At 58.1% G+C, this 14287-nt stretch carries 15 protein-coding genes and 1 pseudogene; 8 read left to right on the top strand and 8 right to left on the bottom strand.

Annotation, left to right across the window (positions count from 1 at the left end):
- Nucleotides 1–4: 4 nt before the first annotated feature.
- Entirely contained in the window at nucleotides 5–2278 is a 2274-nt protein-coding gene (locus XH83_RS36735; RefSeq protein WP_128929558.1) for a hypothetical protein, read from the top strand.
- Nucleotides 2279–2824: 546 nt separating this feature from the next.
- Here the strand turns inward: XH83_RS36735 and XH83_RS36730 are convergent.
- Nucleotides 2825–3097: pseudogene (locus XH83_RS36730) on the bottom strand (IS21 family transposase); the annotation flags it as partial.
- 178 nt (nucleotides 3098–3275) lie between these two features.
- Here XH83_RS36730 and XH83_RS36720 point away from each other — a divergent pair.
- The gene (locus XH83_RS36720; RefSeq protein ID WP_232995572.1) at nucleotides 3276–4016 is read left to right on the top strand and encodes a hypothetical protein; all 741 of its coding nucleotides are present in this window, start codon (nucleotides 3276–3278) and stop codon (nucleotides 4014–4016) included.
- A 374-nt stretch (nucleotides 4017–4390) separates the two neighbouring features.
- Here the strand turns inward: XH83_RS36720 and XH83_RS36715 are convergent, their stop codons facing one another.
- Nucleotides 4391–4807 carry a hypothetical protein gene (locus tag XH83_RS36715; protein ID WP_128929560.1) on the bottom strand — a complete coding sequence of 139 codons (417 nt, stop codon included), beginning with the start codon at nucleotides 4805–4807 and terminating at the stop codon, nucleotides 4391–4393.
- 455 nt (nucleotides 4808–5262) lie between these two features.
- Between XH83_RS36715 and XH83_RS36710 the strand changes: the two genes are divergently transcribed.
- The 5 genes from XH83_RS36710 to XH83_RS36690 all read left to right on the top strand — a co-directional run bounded on the left by XH83_RS36710 (nucleotide 5263) and on the right by XH83_RS36690 (nucleotide 9358).
- Nucleotides 5263–5514, top strand: coding sequence for a multiubiquitin domain-containing protein (locus tag XH83_RS36710; RefSeq protein ID WP_042336969.1), 252 nt, complete (start codon nucleotides 5263–5265; stop codon nucleotides 5512–5514).
- A complete protein-coding gene (locus tag XH83_RS36705) occupies nucleotides 5501–5884 on the top strand; it encodes an E2/UBC family protein (protein WP_082847948.1) in 384 nt (127 codons plus the stop codon). Before XH83_RS36710 ends, XH83_RS36705 begins: the two co-directional genes overlap by 14 nt.
- 146 nt (nucleotides 5885–6030) lie before the next feature.
- Nucleotides 6031–7230, top strand: a complete 1200-nt coding sequence (locus tag XH83_RS36700; protein ID WP_232995573.1) for a ThiF family adenylyltransferase — start codon at nucleotides 6031–6033, stop codon at nucleotides 7228–7230.
- Nucleotides 7184–8788 carry a phosphotransferase gene (locus XH83_RS36695; protein ID WP_128929562.1) on the top strand — a complete coding sequence of 535 codons (1605 nt, stop codon included), beginning with the start codon at nucleotides 7184–7186 and terminating at the stop codon, nucleotides 8786–8788. Before XH83_RS36700 ends, XH83_RS36695 begins: the two co-directional genes overlap by 47 nt.
- 9 nt (nucleotides 8789–8797) lie before the next feature.
- Nucleotides 8798–9358 carry a DUF6527 family protein gene (locus tag XH83_RS36690; protein ID WP_128929563.1) on the top strand — a complete coding sequence of 187 codons (561 nt, stop codon included), beginning with the start codon at nucleotides 8798–8800 and terminating at the stop codon, nucleotides 9356–9358.
- Between the two features lie 297 nt (nucleotides 9359–9655).
- Here the strand turns inward: XH83_RS36690 and XH83_RS36685 are convergent, their stop codons facing one another.
- Nucleotides 9656–9925 carry a WGR domain-containing protein gene (locus tag XH83_RS36685; protein ID WP_128929564.1) on the bottom strand — a complete coding sequence of 90 codons (270 nt, stop codon included), beginning with the start codon at nucleotides 9923–9925 and terminating at the stop codon, nucleotides 9656–9658.
- A 266-nt stretch (nucleotides 9926–10191) separates the two neighbouring features.
- Nucleotides 10192–10785 (bottom strand): hypothetical protein, encoded by a 594-nt coding sequence (locus tag XH83_RS36680; protein ID WP_128929565.1) that lies wholly within the window; start codon nucleotides 10783–10785, stop codon nucleotides 10192–10194.
- Between XH83_RS36680 and XH83_RS36675 the strand changes: the two genes are divergently transcribed.
- On the top strand, nucleotides 10784–11236 hold the full coding sequence (locus tag XH83_RS36675) for a hypothetical protein (protein WP_128929566.1): 453 nt from the start codon (nucleotides 10784–10786) through the stop codon (nucleotides 11234–11236). The two genes, XH83_RS36680 and XH83_RS36675, sit on opposite strands and share 2 nt — an antisense overlap.
- A gap of 12 nt (nucleotides 11237–11248) precedes the next feature.
- Here XH83_RS36675 and XH83_RS36670 read toward each other — a convergent pair whose 3' ends face one another.
- The 4 genes from XH83_RS36670 to XH83_RS36660 all read right to left on the bottom strand — a co-directional run bounded on the left by XH83_RS36670 (nucleotide 11249) and on the right by XH83_RS36660 (nucleotide 14172).
- The gene (locus XH83_RS36670; protein WP_128929567.1) at nucleotides 11249–12367 is read right to left on the bottom strand and encodes a hypothetical protein; all 1119 of its coding nucleotides are present in this window, start codon (nucleotides 12365–12367) and stop codon (nucleotides 11249–11251) included.
- A complete protein-coding gene (locus XH83_RS40510) occupies nucleotides 12348–12656 on the bottom strand; it encodes a hypothetical protein (protein ID WP_210214794.1) in 309 nt (102 codons plus the stop codon). The genes XH83_RS36670 and XH83_RS40510 overlap by 20 nt, the downstream gene beginning before the upstream one ends.
- On the bottom strand, nucleotides 12560–12991 hold the full coding sequence (locus tag XH83_RS36665; protein ID WP_210214793.1) for a hypothetical protein: 432 nt from the start codon (nucleotides 12989–12991) through the stop codon (nucleotides 12560–12562). The genes XH83_RS40510 and XH83_RS36665 overlap by 97 nt, the downstream gene beginning before the upstream one ends.
- 164 nt (nucleotides 12992–13155) lie before the next feature.
- Nucleotides 13156–14172, bottom strand: coding sequence for a CBASS cGAMP-activated phospholipase (locus XH83_RS36660; RefSeq protein ID WP_128929568.1), 1017 nt, complete (start codon nucleotides 14170–14172; stop codon nucleotides 13156–13158).
- Between the last annotated feature and the right edge of the window lie 115 nt (nucleotides 14173–14287).

The following is a 14287-nucleotide window of genomic DNA, read 5'->3' as shown; positions in this document are numbered from 1 at the left end:
GAATATGACGGGTATTGGCCGGCCTGGCAAATCGCTCGTTGGGGCTCCCGGAGCCGACAGCACTTGGGACTCGAGCAGTTTGCGTTCAGAATCGAGTCTCGCCGCTGGGGAGGGCGGCCAATCCTTCTATTCCATCGTGGAGCGAATGCGCTCTTGGCCTCAGGATAGAGCGGCGTTGGTCGGCAGCCAGCCGCGAACTTCGGATATGGCAGTCCCCATTTCATCGACGGGTGACGAGATCAAGGCAACAAAGCGACAAATGGAAAGCCTGCTCTCGGAAGTTGGCGCTCGCAGTAAGGCGGCCATGCAAGCGCGGAGCTCGTCAGAGGCACAAGAGCTGATCGACAAGCTCATCCAGGTCGGCTCAAAAGTTCTGGAGTACTACGCCAGCCTGCCCCAGCACGAGGCGCGCAGGATTCTGTCTGACGATCAGGCTCGCGGTCTCCGGGACGAGGTGCTCCATGCGGCGGAGCAATGTAACGCTCTGGCCACCCCGACCATCTACGCCTTGGAGCAGAGCAGGAAAAGTGCAACCGTCGTGCTCCAACGGATGCTATCCAACACTCCCTCTGACCTACTGAACCGAGCGGTTTCCGGCGTAGCAAACCGCTATGCGGACTGCATGGAGTGGTGGGGAAAGAAGGCGTTGCGTTCGGAACGGATGCAATGCGTCTGCGCCGCTACTGCTAATTTACCCAATGTAACGGCCCAAAAGCGGCAGGCCGACGAGGCCGCACTGCGGCTGCACAGCGGTTGGGCACTGCACACCAAGTGCATGCATCTGCAATCGCAGGTCGCTCTCGCACAAATCATGATTGAGCCTCTCGAAAGCACGTTCGACCCAGCCACGAGGGAAATCCTCATGGCCGAGAACGGACGGGCTCGCCTGCTCGGCACTTTCATCGATGACGTTTTTCCGGCATTCATATCGACAAAGGACGCAGTTCTACAGAGCCAAGGACGCGCACTCGACGCGGCGCACTGCGCGGTCCTGGAAGGAGTTATGGAGCGGCTTTCTGAATTTGCGTTGGGAGTGCACAACCTCGTTTCAAAGCTAAGGGGTCAGGGGACCGGTGACGACCTGCCATTGAAACTGTTGCATCAGATCGTGGAAAGCGCGTGGGTCACTGCACACGACGTTATGCGGCTGCTGGATCTACAGCCCAAAACGTCGGCCATCAATTCACCGGCGGTCGAAGCAGGGGCTGCGAAGCCGGCCAACGCTACGCGAGAGGCTGTAGCGGCCGAAGGCACTTCTGCGCGCAGGAAGGGTAAAGCCAAACGTACACCGAGCACTCTCGCCGGGAGTTCGGCACGCGACGGGACGCAGCTGCAGATCGCTACAACCGACAAAGCCACGGCGCCAGCAGCCAAAGTTGTGGTGCTCTCGGATCTGGGTACGAAGAAGCTCGTGAGCGCGGAAGAGGCGCATGCGAGGGCGACATCCTCGGCGACGGCACACTTGGCGATCTGGCAGGCCCCGCCATCAATGGAGACGCTGGCGCGCCTACTCGAGCGGTTGGACGCACTTTTGCAGTTTGATCTGGCTGGTCAGCAACGGGCCGTCTCGCAAGCCCGCCAAATGAAGCCCGAGGACGCCGACCACGTTGTGGATGCCGTGATCGAGCGCCTGCAGACCCAGGCCGCCGAAATGCAGGCTTGTGAGGGTTCGCTCGCGGAGCCTGGTCGACGTATCCTACTCACGCCAACGCAAGTGCCCGAGGTGCATGGCAAGCTAGTCCGACTCAAGATGATGCGGGCCGAGGCGCAGGGGCTCGCCAAGACTTTGGACGAGCGAAGGGCATTGACTAGGATTGAATGCATGAAGACCTACGGCTTTCCGTCGCAGAAGTACCTTGAACAGTTGCGCGCGGCCGGGGAGTTGGCGCCTGCCGATCTACCGCGCGCGTTAAAGGGCGAGCCAGGGGTGCTGTTTCAGGTTAAGCTGCAACCCAAGGCGCTGCGCAATGGTGCAATGCCGAGCCCCATGTGGGTTCACATCCATACGAAGCGACCGGTACATACGGGCCAGTTGGCGACGCTGGATGACGCCGACTTCGCCGCTTGCCACGTCAAGTCCAACGAACAACGCGGCTATAATCAGCAGTGGCAGAACGCCCGGGCGGCGACGGGCTGCGAAAACGTCGTGATTCACCGCGGCAAGCTCACGCCTGCGTTCTGTAAGTCCTTGTTGGCCACAGTGCGTAGTGACATCCCACCCTATCGGCTTGCCGAGGCGGAGCAACTGTCAACGCAGGCCGCTCGACTTGGGATCTAGGGGCTTTAACGGTAGAGTACCGAGTGGCGACATCATTGGTCAGACCAGGAAATCCGAAGCCAGTGGGCCGTAATCGGGGTCGTGGGCCTACAAGCTGGCCGGCGACAGCTTGCGCGCGACTGTCCGGTCTGGCCGCAGCGATTGGAAGGAGACAAACTGAGCGTCGGGCGCACCCTTTCGCCGACGCGGACGATCAGCCCGCGTAAGTAGGTCAGGCAGGCTTTGTTGCAGCGAGTCGCCAGCGCGATGTTTCGACAGGAGATTTGGTACAAGTGTTGCAGGTACGAGGTGAGGTCTTCGATGCGGAAATTCTTTCGGTGTTGGGAAAGATCTATGATGAAGCGGTGGCGGCGCTGCCTGCAAGTATGCGAACTCCCGTCAATCGAACAGAGCTTGCCAAGCTGGTACTTAGGCGCACGGCCGCTGGTGAGGCCGAACTGGCTCTCCTAAGAAGGCTAACGGTGGCTATTGCGCCAGTCGCTTAGGCGAGCAGCGGTTGAATGCCTCTACTTGAATTCCAGAACTATAACCGCGTTACCACGGCCGGCGCAGGTCTTCGAAGATCCGGATCAACGTCAGCTGTTCACGAGCCGGTTTAGCATCGTTCGCCGCGAGCAGTCCGTCAAGCTCTACTGGCCATCCTCCCAGCTTTGGCCGCGGCTGCACTTGGCGGTCAAACTCGAAGGAGGTCTCCCCAGACCTCAGTACCTTTCGGACCGTGTTCCGCGACACCTTCGGGTCACAGGCGATCTCCTTGATCGTCTTGCCTCTGATGAAGTGCTCACGCCGTATTCGCGCAATCGTCTCCATGACCAGCATCGCCGACCACCTGCTTCATTCCAAAGCAGGCAGCGCAACAGCCCAACTGGGTCAATGTTGGGCGCGATCCCGGCTTAGGGGGGCAATATTGCAGACGATGACGTAATTGCGGTCGCGCCCGCGGCACGAAAGGTCCACTATCTTCAAGCCCTCCACCATCTTACGAATCGGAGGGGCTATGAAGCAATATGTTGGGCTGGATGTCTCGCAGAATGAAACGTCAGTGTGTGTGCTCGACGAGGTCGGTCAGGTCTTGTTAGAGGGAAAGGCCAAGTCCGACCCCGGGCGCTCACGGCACTGCTCCGCAAGCGAGCTCCACACGCCGAGCGCATTTGTTTTGAGACCGGGACGATGGCGAGTTGGCTGTGGCACGAGCTTCGTAGGGCTGATCTTCCAGTGGTCTGTATCGACGCTCGGCATGCGCAGGCGCCTTTGTCAGTGCTCGAACCGCTCGGATTCTCAGTCATTCTCGCGCAGTCGCGCTACGACTCTCCCCTCGCAGGATCGCCTGCTGACTGCACTGCTGTCGCGGCGGCCGGAGGCGATCATCATGGTCGGATCACCCGCAACGGAGGAGGGCGCTCGCCTGCTGCGGCATGCACGCAGTCCCGTAGGTGAAACACGGGAGCTGCCATCGTCTCCAATCGATGCAGTCGTCGGTTTCGATAACTACCAGGCGGGCGATACCGTCGCCCGGCACTTCGTCGCGCAAGGACGCAAGAACTTAGCGTTCATCGACGGCACCGACCCGCGCACGACCCGCCGCCGGCTCGGATTTCGCGACAACGCCGTTGCGAGCGGCCTTACTGACCCACGTCGGCTGATCCTGGACCGCAACACGGCCTGCACGACGCTGGCGCATGCGCAGCTTCCCGGCGTAGACGCCGTGTTCACGGCTAATGATGCTGCCATCGGTTAAATGGCGGGCTTGCGCAAAGCCGGTTCTTGCGCGAGGCCTGCCTCTGAGGCCCACACTTCTTTGAACGTTCCAACGGTTCCGCTACAGCGTCCAGCACCAACATCCGGCCGACGCTTGCGACCTGCGCCAGCATACACTTCGATACGCGGCCACAACGGTCGTCTTATGTCGTCCGAATAGTCGTCCATTGTGAGCACCCTTGCTGAAGATGACTTTTCTAGCGGGGATCACGCGACTACGCAACCGACGACAGCAGGTACTTAGGGACCAACTTCAGACTACACAATTTGATGCAAACTCAACTTCGGATATTACATAATGAAGGTTATACGAATCAATCATCTTCGATGCTGGAGCCAAGGCCCGTCCTTTGCTCACGAGCGAGCTCTCGCACGTTGCAACTGCCGCAACGCTTGGCGTCGGGTTTGTTTGCGCAGGCGTCGAACCGGCGTGATCGACGGCATCGGCGACAGTGTCGTGGCTGGCGCCGGCTCCTCGACCGCGCGGGCATCAGGCAGCTCCATTGGCTGAGCTGGTGCGGGCCGCGCCTCCATGACCGCGAGAACCTCGCGTCCCTTATCAGTGATGCGCCAGCCGCCGTTCCTTCGCTCGATGAGACGTTGGGAGAAGATATCCAGGTCAGGCACGCGGGCCGCCAATCGCTTCGTGCGTTCGGCCCAGTCCCGTCCGCTGGTGGCCAGAATCGCCATATCGCGCTTGATGTCCTCCAGGACGGCGAACCCGTCCGGATAGCTGACCAGCACCTTGAGAACCGTCACCTGGAAGTTCACTGCCCCACCCGTACGCGGCTTCCGCGAACTTACTTCCCTACATCTTAGAGGCACTCGAGACCTCCTGTCGACTCACGCCATTCATTCGTTGGTTTGTCTTGGAGGTGCGGGCGTGGTGATGGCGTAGCACTCCAGCTCGGAACGGTCATGCCCGCGTCGGGATTGAGGATAGTTGACGTGCAAGCTTGAAGAATTCACCCGCGCGCGGCGCCGCAAGCAGCCGCTTAGATTGCTTCCGCGATCCAGGACGCAGCTAGGCCCGCGCGAAGCGGCGGCGTTTCGCCACTCGCTGGTAGCCGCCAGTCACGTTGAGCCGCACGAACTCGGCGCAACTGACAGGCACCTAGCTGCAAGATCCAAGGGGAGAAGACCTTGACACTGTTCTTTATTTGTTCTAGCTGATAGCATGCGCATCGGTCTTCGTCGGGAGGCCGCACCGGAGCAGGTAGGAGATCATGAACGACAAAAAAGAAAAGGAATTCCACTTTTTCGTTGATGGGGTGAAATACGAGACCGAGCATTCTTATCTCTCCGGGGCCGACATTAAGCGGATCGCCAAGATCGAAGCGAATTATCAGCTTTTTTTGGAAGAGCAGGGAGACACGCCGGATCGTCCGATCGCTGACCCAGATACAGTGCCCCTGAACGATCGGATCAAGCATTTTTTTGCAGTGCCGCCGGCGACATTTGGACATGGAAATCATTGATAAGCAGTTTGCGGCGCTCCAACAGCATTTTCCCTTGGCGCGTCGAACCCCGATGTCCAACGGAGCTGTATTGGTTGAGATTCCGGAATTCGATCTTCCAGAAGGTTGGAGCATCGCTAAAGGGACCGTCATTTTTCTGCTGCCACCGGGATATCCTTCGGCACAACCGGATTGCTTCTGGTTGGAACCGGGGCCTGTTCGCTTGGTGGACGGCGGCGCTCCAACCGCCTCGAACGATGCCAATCCGGTCCCAGGGGGTGAGCCGCGAGGCACTTGGTTTTCGTGGCACTTGCAATCTTGGAATCCAAATCGCGACAACATGCTGACCTATGTCAACGTCATCGCGCAACGTCTAAACCCCGCACGATAGTGGACGATCTTCTCATCACCTTTGCCGATCTCGACTTCGTCCGGCGCTCCGTGCTGGGCGGTCGAACCGAGTTATGCTTGGTCTTGATGTGCGGCAGAACGTCTCGGGCCGACGGTCGTGCAAGGGTGTTGGTGCGAGAGGTCGTAGTGCCCGCTGAAGACGACTACACTCGGCGCAGCCAACTCGAAGCAGAGCTGCGGCCTGCGTTCATCGCCAGGTGGGCAAAGATTGCTGCGCGGACCAAAAGTAGCCTGGTGTTTGTGCATAGCCATCCCGGGAGGGCCGCGCCCGAGTTTTCGCGCATTGACGATGCGGGCGAGGAGGTTCTCGCACACTTCTTTCGGCATCGAACCCCTGACTTGCAGCATCTGGCCCTTGTTGTGAGCGACGGAGGGTATGCATGTCGCTACCTTGGAAGCGACCGACATCTTCGTCTGATTGCGGTAGGGGATGATCGACGAGTCCTGTTTGATCCCAGTCGATCACACGACCCTTCCGATCTTTACGATCGGCAGGTTCGGGCCTTCGGTCGTGCCGGGCAGAGCATCCTCCAAAGCCTCAGGGTGGGGATCGTGGGACTTGGTGGCACGGGATCGCTGGCCGTGCAGCAATTGGCTCACCTCGGCGTCAAGGAGTTCGTTCTAGTTGATCCAGATGACGTCGAGCTGACTAATTTGAACCGCTTGGCAGGGTCCGCATCTGCCGATACGGGGCAGGCCAAAGTCGCGGTGGCCGAGCGATATATTCGCGCAGTTCAACCTCGTGCCGTAGTCACCTCTTTTCAAGAGAACGTCGTCTTCGTCGAAACCGCAAAGAAATTGCGAGACGTTGATGTGCTGTTTTGCTGCACCGATTCACACGGTAGTCGAGCCGTCCTTCAGCAATTAGCTTATCAATATCTCATTCCTTGCATCGATATCGGGACGGTTATCGCCGTTAAGGGGGGCAAGATCACTCACATTACCGGCCGCGCCCAGATGCTGTCGCCTGGATTGGCTTGCCTCACCTGCGGTGGCCTCTTGGACGGTAACGAGGTCCGCCGCGACATGATGTCGGAGGCCGAGCGCAAGCAGGATCCTTATCTCGTCGGCGCTCGTGAACCTGCGCCCGCGGTGATCTCGATCAACAGCACTATTACCTCGCTCGCCATCACCATGTTCTTGTCCGCTGTTGTCGGCGTGCCATCGCCGGCGCGGCATCTTCTGTATGATGGTCTGAGAAGTCGCCTCCGGTCGGTCAAGGGTGAGCCCGTCCAGGACTGCATCGTCTGCTCGCGGGCAGGCGTTTTGGCAAGGGGCGATGGATTGGCTCTCCAAGGCCGTCTCGCTCAAAATGTCAATCGTTGACGTTACAGCTTTTGGTCGGTCGGAGGTTGGCTGGATCGGCGCCGATCCCCCGGCTGAGGCTAAGGCGCCGTTTCAAGACCGCGGCCTCACGATCAGACAACAGCAGATTACCGCTTTTCAGCCGATGGAGCCTGCTCTGTTGGCGAGCCTTGCCGCCGTCGTAATCGTCCAGCAACAAGATTACCCATCAAGATTCCAGCGAATCGTTCGAAGCTGCCTTAAGCACCTGCTTGATTACGAATGCCGCGTCTTTGTCGTGCCGTTCGGCGTTGCTGGTCTTCCGCAAGTGTATAGATGTCTGGAAGAGGCGCGTGTGTTTGCCAGCAACCTTCCGAGCGACGTCCTGCGCAATCAGTTCACGTGGCAGAGATCATTGGGCGATCCGATGCCTCTCCCCCCGCTGCCGCACGTCACCATCTTGTCGCCCATTGCCAATTGGTCGGAAGCGGCCAACTTCTTGGTTCGGCATCTCCCCGGCGAGGCCGTACAAGAGTCTGTCAGTTTCAGCTTCGCTCCCGAATGCGAGTTTGGAGAGAACGACGCTGGTGTTGGCCAAGTCCTTCTGAAGCGCGCATTCAGAGGTTACACGGCCGTGCATTTCAGTCCAATGACCGAAGGCCGGTCCGGGGCTGCCGTATACCGTGCCTACCCGGTCTTCGGCGCCTTTCATACTATGCCGCGTTTTGTCAAACTCGGTGATCGCAGCAAGATCTTTCAAGAATTTCAGAATTACCAATTGAATGTCGAGAAATACGTGCCTTTCAATCTCGGGCCGCGATTGAACTACGATTTATGCTGTCTCGGATCGACACGCGGTGTGCTGGTCGGCGATCTCATCGAATCCTGCGAGAGTCTAAGGCTTGCCGCACGGAGCGGCCGGGCCGGGCCGGCAATATCGTGCCTGTTCGATCGAACGCTGCAAGCGTGGTATCGAAATATCGAACGCCGAGATACGCCACTTTCGCAGACCCTGGGTCCGCGCTTTCCAAAGCAATTTGACCGGCGCCGGATGCAAAGGGCGCGATCGATCGGCTCGAGATGCGACCGCGATCGACTGTTTACATTGTTCGAATACTGCGCAAGTTCTCCGGTGTTATTCGCAAAGATTCATGGCGATCTCCACGTCGACAATGTTCAGGTGAGGGGGCACGAGGCGCTCGTCATCGACTTCTATGCCAATCAGGATGGACCGCTGGTGTGGGACATAGCGACCTTGGAGGCCAGCCTATTGGTCGATGCCTTCGATAATCATGAGCTCTGGTCCTTCGATGAGTGGTGGAGGTCGATTGAGCAACCGTATGGTGGTAAGCCGCTCGACATGCTGCTCGGGCACGGTGATCCGCGCGATCCGCATCGCTGGTTTCACGAAGCCGTGCGACAGATCCGGCACTATGCCGCGCGTGTCGCGTCAGCAGATCAATACGGAGCGGCTCTTGCACTGGCCCTTCTGAACAAGGCGGCCAAAGATCCAAACCTGAAAGGTCCTGAGGATGAGCGTCGCGCCGCTGCGTACGTGTTAGCAGAGCGCATTCTCAACAACAACTTCGCACCGCAGTGAGGCGAATTCATGGGCATCGTCATTCTCAACTTTCGGGCGAAGGTTTCTTCACGAGGCGAGGCGGACCAGCACCTGTCGAAACCCGGCGATGCTGTCCTGGTCAACCGCGGTGGTCCACGTTGGCTTGTGTTGTCCTGTCCTTGCGGTTGCGGCGAACGATTTCCAGTCAACCTCGATCCAAGAAGTGGGCCCGCCTGGCGTATCTACAATGCGGAAGGAGGAAAAATGAGTGTGTTTCCTTCTGTTTGGCGCGATACCGGCTGTCAAAGTCACTACATCATCTGGCGCGGACGTATTTATCTGTTCGGATCAGACAATGATGCGGAAACAGACGCTGGTATTGCATTGGACGATTTGCTCGAGCCAGTGTCGAAACGATTGTCGTCCGCCGCTTGGCGGTCATTTGTCGAGGTCGCCGATGACCTCGGAGAGATCCCTTGGGACGTTCTGGAGGCCTGTCGGACCCTCGCTCGCAAGCGGGTGGCCGAGGAGGGAACTGGCAAGCTGAGAAGCCACTTCCGTTTACGTTCGGCCTTGGGAAGGACGGACAAGGTCGACTTCACGGCTTGAGAACGTTTGCTTCAAACGGCTGCGAATATCGAAGATAAAATAGTCAGCTCGCGTACTCGTCACTTGATTGATCAGCACGAGAGCGCGTTGGGGCAGGGCAAGTTGGGTTGAATTGCTGCGCTGGCAAATAGCTCGTTCTGCAAATGCTCGATACTAAAAGAGGTTGTGATCGGCTAGGATTACTTGGATTCGCATAATGAAGATTATGGAATACTTTTGCAATTCTTGCGAATAGGACTGAAACGACCTTAGATTACTTTGATATACTTATTTCGGCTTTTCGTCCAGCCCAGCATCTCACGCCGGGTCACAGCTTGACGAGTGCCGCTGGACGTAACCACGACTGGTTTTTCGCCTGAGCCAACACTCAAGGGCCTCGACGGCCTGCGCGTGACCATCGAACAAATCGAGCCGCCGTCGACCGCGCCCACCGAGGCGCCCCCATTCACGCACCAATGCCGTATCGCCAAACAGCGTCGGCTCGATCGTGAGCACATAGAACCGCGCCATGTTACGGGCCGGATCGCGACGCTCGAGCACGAGATATTGCACGGTGAGTTCGGACATGCGCCAGAATCGCAATTACCGAATCGACCGTCCAATTAAATAAATGAACCGATCAGGGCCTAAGATTCAGAAATTTCATTGTGGCAACAAACGCCGAGGCCAAGCGTATCCGCTTTCCGCCGATGACCCCGTCAAGCGCCGCCCGATAGAGCTTATGCCGTTGCGTCGACAACTGCGCCCAATCGATTGCGAGGCCTTTAGCGGTACAGCCCGGTCATGGATGCGCCCACACCCGCCGATCGCAAGATCGGGCGCGGCATCGTCGCCTAAAACCAGGCGTGCCTCTCCAGTTTGAACTCGGCGATGCCATTTGTCGGCTGGTCCGTAAAATATTCACCGCTTAAAGTCTTCGTCCCCGACATCCCAACACTCATTATAGCCACGCCTCGATAAATCGTAGGAAGCCCAGGCTTAGTGTACTCAGCCTTCCGTCGATTCTCGAAGACGTAGTACACATGGTATTGCGTGCCGGTAGGATCGCGTGTGGCTACAACCGCCAGCGTAGTCGAGGTCGATTCCCTGGTTTCGAGGACAAGAGACATCCCGCTCAAGTGATGTCGGATCGTCAGCGTGGCATCCCTGAGCTCCTGCCTGTCGGGTGGACCATAGCGCAGCACACCGGTCCACCGGCCACCCAAATAGGGGAATGTCATACGCTGAAGTATCGGGATAGCACGCCATGCCCCGTAGATGACGACAGCAAGAGCAGCAGGTATGCCAAAGACATACCTGGAGAATATCCAGACGTCTTCGTAGGTGTTGCCGGTGAATACATCGGCAAACTTCAACCCTGCGAATATCGCTATCGCCAGACAGACGACTATCGTAAATAGAAGCCGGGTCTGAAGAAAGTTGATCATGTCGAAGACCGAAGCCGCGATGACTGGAATAGACGAAATCTTCAGGATTCTGGCTGGACGTCCAGCAGCTTTCGATCCGCTGATTTGCTGTCTCTACCATCAGAATAACCTACCACGTTTCGCCGAGCCAATGCCGCGCGATCCTTCCCCCGAGGTGGGCCAATTCCTCGACCAGAATTTTGCGGAGACCGTGCGAGCAGCAATCGCTTTTAACGAGGCGATTCACGATGGAGCGATCATGGCTGCCGTAGATCATCATTCGCGCTGTACCATCACGGGGTGGTCCTACCGCCTCTTCCCTCCCCCCTCAGAGATACCCCCACCTGTCAACAAAGGATCGGCGTTCAACAGTTGCGTGGCGATGTCCCTCGTTCCCGGGATCCTGGCTCTCTACCTGGTCTCCAAGGGCACGACGTGGAGATTCGAACGCGGCAGCGTCAATAGGCTTTAGCGGCCCGACGACTTAACTCGGTATCTCGATCGACTCGATGGCGCCTCGCGCCACCCCCCAGGGTATGCCCAGATCGAACGTCAGTTGCGGCTTCTGCTCCTTGGCGACGTTCTTCACGAGATCATCGATTTCATGTGAGAGCGCCTTCATGCCTTCGTACTTCTCCTGTGTGTCGAAAATGAACCGGGAGCTGTCCGGGACGCGCAACTTCTTTGCTTCTTCAGGGTTGTGATACAGGTAATCCAAATGTCGCTGCACCTCCGCGAGGACCCGTAACTCGTAGAGATATCCGATTTTCAAGGCCGTCTGATCCGCGTGATACATGGTAGCGGCTATGTCGAAGCTGGGGAAATTGATCTTGGTACCCTCCTCGACCGCATCAGCCTTGACGTTCTTGCAGAGCCGTATGGCCTTCCTCAGGCCGCCGAGACACGAACTGCAACGATCTTCGATCAGCTTTATGTGTTTGAATGGGAAGTTCTCGATTGTCTTCGGCACTTTGCGATCGAGAATAACAACTCCTCGGTCGTGAATCTGTCTAGACTGCTGGTAGACGACGGTATCGTACCAGTGGGACGGAACAACATCCACCGGTCGCGCCAGAGACCCTCCAGAAACGGCGACCGCCTTCCCACCGGACGTATCGACGTCGGCGGCTGGAAAGTTCAATGGCAGGATCTTCTCGATCGAGGAACGTAGTTCGCCTAGCACTCCAAGCGAGTTGCGCGCCGTGGGAACATAGGTGCCTGCCGCGGGCCCCGACGAGTGGAATATGAGGAAACCGGTCTCCAGCACGAGCAGATCGACGTCGCTGACTCCCCGGATATGGACGTTGAGGGGCACCGACCCCTGAAGCCGAAATTCGACCGAATCGATGGATTTCTGGATTTGGTTGCCCACGCGCTCGGCCGTTTCGACACTGATTCTGGTGTACTCAGGTCCCACCTCCTGCATCGCGCCAAGCGCATATCGCGTGTAAGCATGCGACGGAGCCCTATTCTGCCAGCTTTCCGCAGCCAAGCTCTTCGACAACACTTCCTTGCGGGAAGCCTCGTTGAGTTTTCCAAGACGGTCGACGCCCCTGCGACGCAGGCGCAGTTTGTTCAGTCGACTATTGATGTCCCTTACCATGGTCCCTCTTCAAACTAATCGTGCCAAATGTGAAGCGGCCGTGACCGTTGAAATACTCGCCCTCTGCTGATTCCAGATCTTTCGAGAAAATAAGCATGCAGGAACCGAGATGGCTTCTTAAGTCCACCTCTCCGATAGCCGGGTCGTTCCGATAGTTGTACAGAAGCCTATATCCCTCTGCGTCGTCGCAGATCAGGGCTGCCCAATGCTGTCGGAGCCCGATTGATCCGTCTTCAGCCTCACTCGGATCTTGTCCCAGGTCTGAAAGATCGTGAGGGTCGCCCTCCATGCGTAGCCGAGGCTCCCGTCGGGCTTGAGGCTTCGTCCTTCGCAGGACCAGCTCCCAGCGAGATCCGGGACCTTCAGCGCCGCATTCAGAAAGGGCCATCGCCACGCGTACCGATCGAGCGTCCAATAGAGCGCCGCAAAGACCATGCCCGCACCGACGAGGGAAAGGACCGATGGTGGCAGGTTGACATTGAGCCCGAAGCGGTTCGCCACGTCGACCACGGAAAGCAGCGTGAAAACGATCGCAGCCGATACCGACGCGGCGATCAACGTTAGGTAGCGTCCGACCTTGGCTCGGTTCAGTCCACCGTGCAACGAATAGTCGTGTTGTTTCACTTCAACGTTCCATTTGGCAAATCTCGATTGCGACACATTGACCGAAACTTTAACCTCGATGATCCCGCACTAGCTTTCCGGCCCCACGAGTAGCTCGCATCTCAACCTGCTCGCGGCCTTCAGGCAATCTGCCGATGTTACGCGTTGGATCCCTCTTGCGTAGTTCACACGTGATAGAACGTCGGCTTGGTAGGCCGATGTGCCAACATATCGATGACGCGCCTATCGTTGCACAGCGCTTGATAGCAACCGTCCGCCATCCCTAGCAGGGTCTTCCGCCGGCTCTCGGTCGCGAGGTCCATCCCGAGATCGGAAATCTGCTCGGCGGAGGGCTGCTCGTCGAACCTGATGTAGCGATCGCCGAGCTGATGCTTGAGCATGAAATCGACCAGCTGTTGCTGCGAGGAAATGATGGTCGATGGAAGCCGGTTGTTCTCGAGCCAGTCCCTTTGGCCGAAATTGCGTCCCGCCGACGTCGGCAGCGAGAATTTGCTGGTGGTCGTGCCAATGCTCATCACCGATACGTCCTCGATCTTTTGATCCAGGAACTGGACAGCTTCGTGCAGCGCACAAAGGTCAGGTGCGTTCGCGACCACGCCGCCGTCAATGAAATAGCTGTTCCCGATCTCGGCCATCGGGAAGTACAGCGGCGCGGCCGCCGTCGCCATGGCGATGTCCGCGGCCTTCACCTTGTAATCGGTCATGAACCTCGGATTATGCGCGGTCTTGAACATCTGGACGCTTCCCTTGGTCATGTTGACCGTCGGAACAAGCACGCGCGTCTTCGCGTCGCCGAGCTTGGCGTCGGCGCCGAGCACGCCCTCGATCTTGCTCCGGAGCACCGTACCGTCGTACTTGGGATGTCGCCACTCGAACCACCGGGCCTGCATTTGCGCCAGCCGGCTTTTCGGCGTCTCCCCGCGGGGGAATATCTCTTCCCCGTGCTTGAGAAACATCTCCTGAATCGTCTCGGCCTTCTTTCCCATCGCCAGACCGAGGGCGATAATGCCGCCTGCCGATGTCCCCGAGATCAGGTCAAAGCATTCGTGAAGGGGGCGCTTTGCCTGCTCCTCCAGGCGCGCCAGGACCGAACTTGTGAACAGGCCTCGAAAGCCACCGCCGCTGAGAGCAAGTATCTGAAAAGTCATTGCAATCTCTAGTTTCGGAGCACGCTGTGGCATCGGAGATCCACCGAGGCTCGGGAATCCCGTATGAAATGTTCATTTTCTGTTCTACAATCTAGTGGACTCTCAAGATAGAGTCTGATTCGCGCGGTTGTGCGACTGGAGGGCATTG

Origin of the sequence: Bradyrhizobium sp. CCBAU 53351, assembly GCF_015291745.1 — a bacterium.
Classification (GTDB): Bacteria; Pseudomonadota; Alphaproteobacteria; order Rhizobiales; family Xanthobacteraceae; genus Bradyrhizobium.
The sequence above is the reverse complement of the archived record's forward strand: the minus strand, read 5'-3'. Positions and strand labels throughout refer to the sequence as shown.

Coding starts and splice junctions, on each gene's coding strand:
- XH83_RS36660 (WP_128929568.1), bottom strand. CDS start 14,172: ATGCCACAGCGTGCTCCGAAACTAGAGATTGCAATGACTTTTCAGATA.
- XH83_RS36685 (WP_128929564.1), bottom strand. CDS start 9,925: ATGTCCGAACTCACCGTGCAATATCTCGTGCTCGAGCGTCGCGATCCG.
- XH83_RS36675 (WP_128929566.1), top strand. CDS start 10,784: ATGTCGAAGACCGAAGCCGCGATGACTGGAATAGACGAAATCTTCAGG.
- XH83_RS40510 (WP_210214794.1), bottom strand. CDS start 12,656: ATGGAGGGCGACCCTCACGATCTTTCAGACCTGGGACAAGATCCGAGT.
- XH83_RS36735 (WP_128929558.1), top strand. CDS start 5: ATGACGGGTATTGGCCGGCCTGGCAAATCGCTCGTTGGGGCTCCCGGA.
- XH83_RS36695 (WP_128929562.1), top strand. CDS start 7,184: ATGGATTGGCTCTCCAAGGCCGTCTCGCTCAAAATGTCAATCGTTGAC.
- XH83_RS36680 (WP_128929565.1), bottom strand. CDS start 10,785: ATGATCAACTTTCTTCAGACCCGGCTTCTATTTACGATAGTCGTCTGT.
- XH83_RS36670 (WP_128929567.1), bottom strand. CDS start 12,367: ATGGTAAGGGACATCAATAGTCGACTGAACAAACTGCGCCTGCGTCGC.
- XH83_RS36710 (WP_042336969.1), top strand. CDS start 5,263: ATGAACGACAAAAAAGAAAAGGAATTCCACTTTTTCGTTGATGGGGTG.
- XH83_RS36720 (WP_232995572.1), top strand. CDS start 3,276: ATGAAGCAATATGTTGGGCTGGATGTCTCGCAGAATGAAACGTCAGTG.
- XH83_RS36705 (WP_082847948.1), top strand. CDS start 5,501: ATGGAAATCATTGATAAGCAGTTTGCGGCGCTCCAACAGCATTTTCCC.
- XH83_RS36690 (WP_128929563.1), top strand. CDS start 8,798: ATGGGCATCGTCATTCTCAACTTTCGGGCGAAGGTTTCTTCACGAGGC.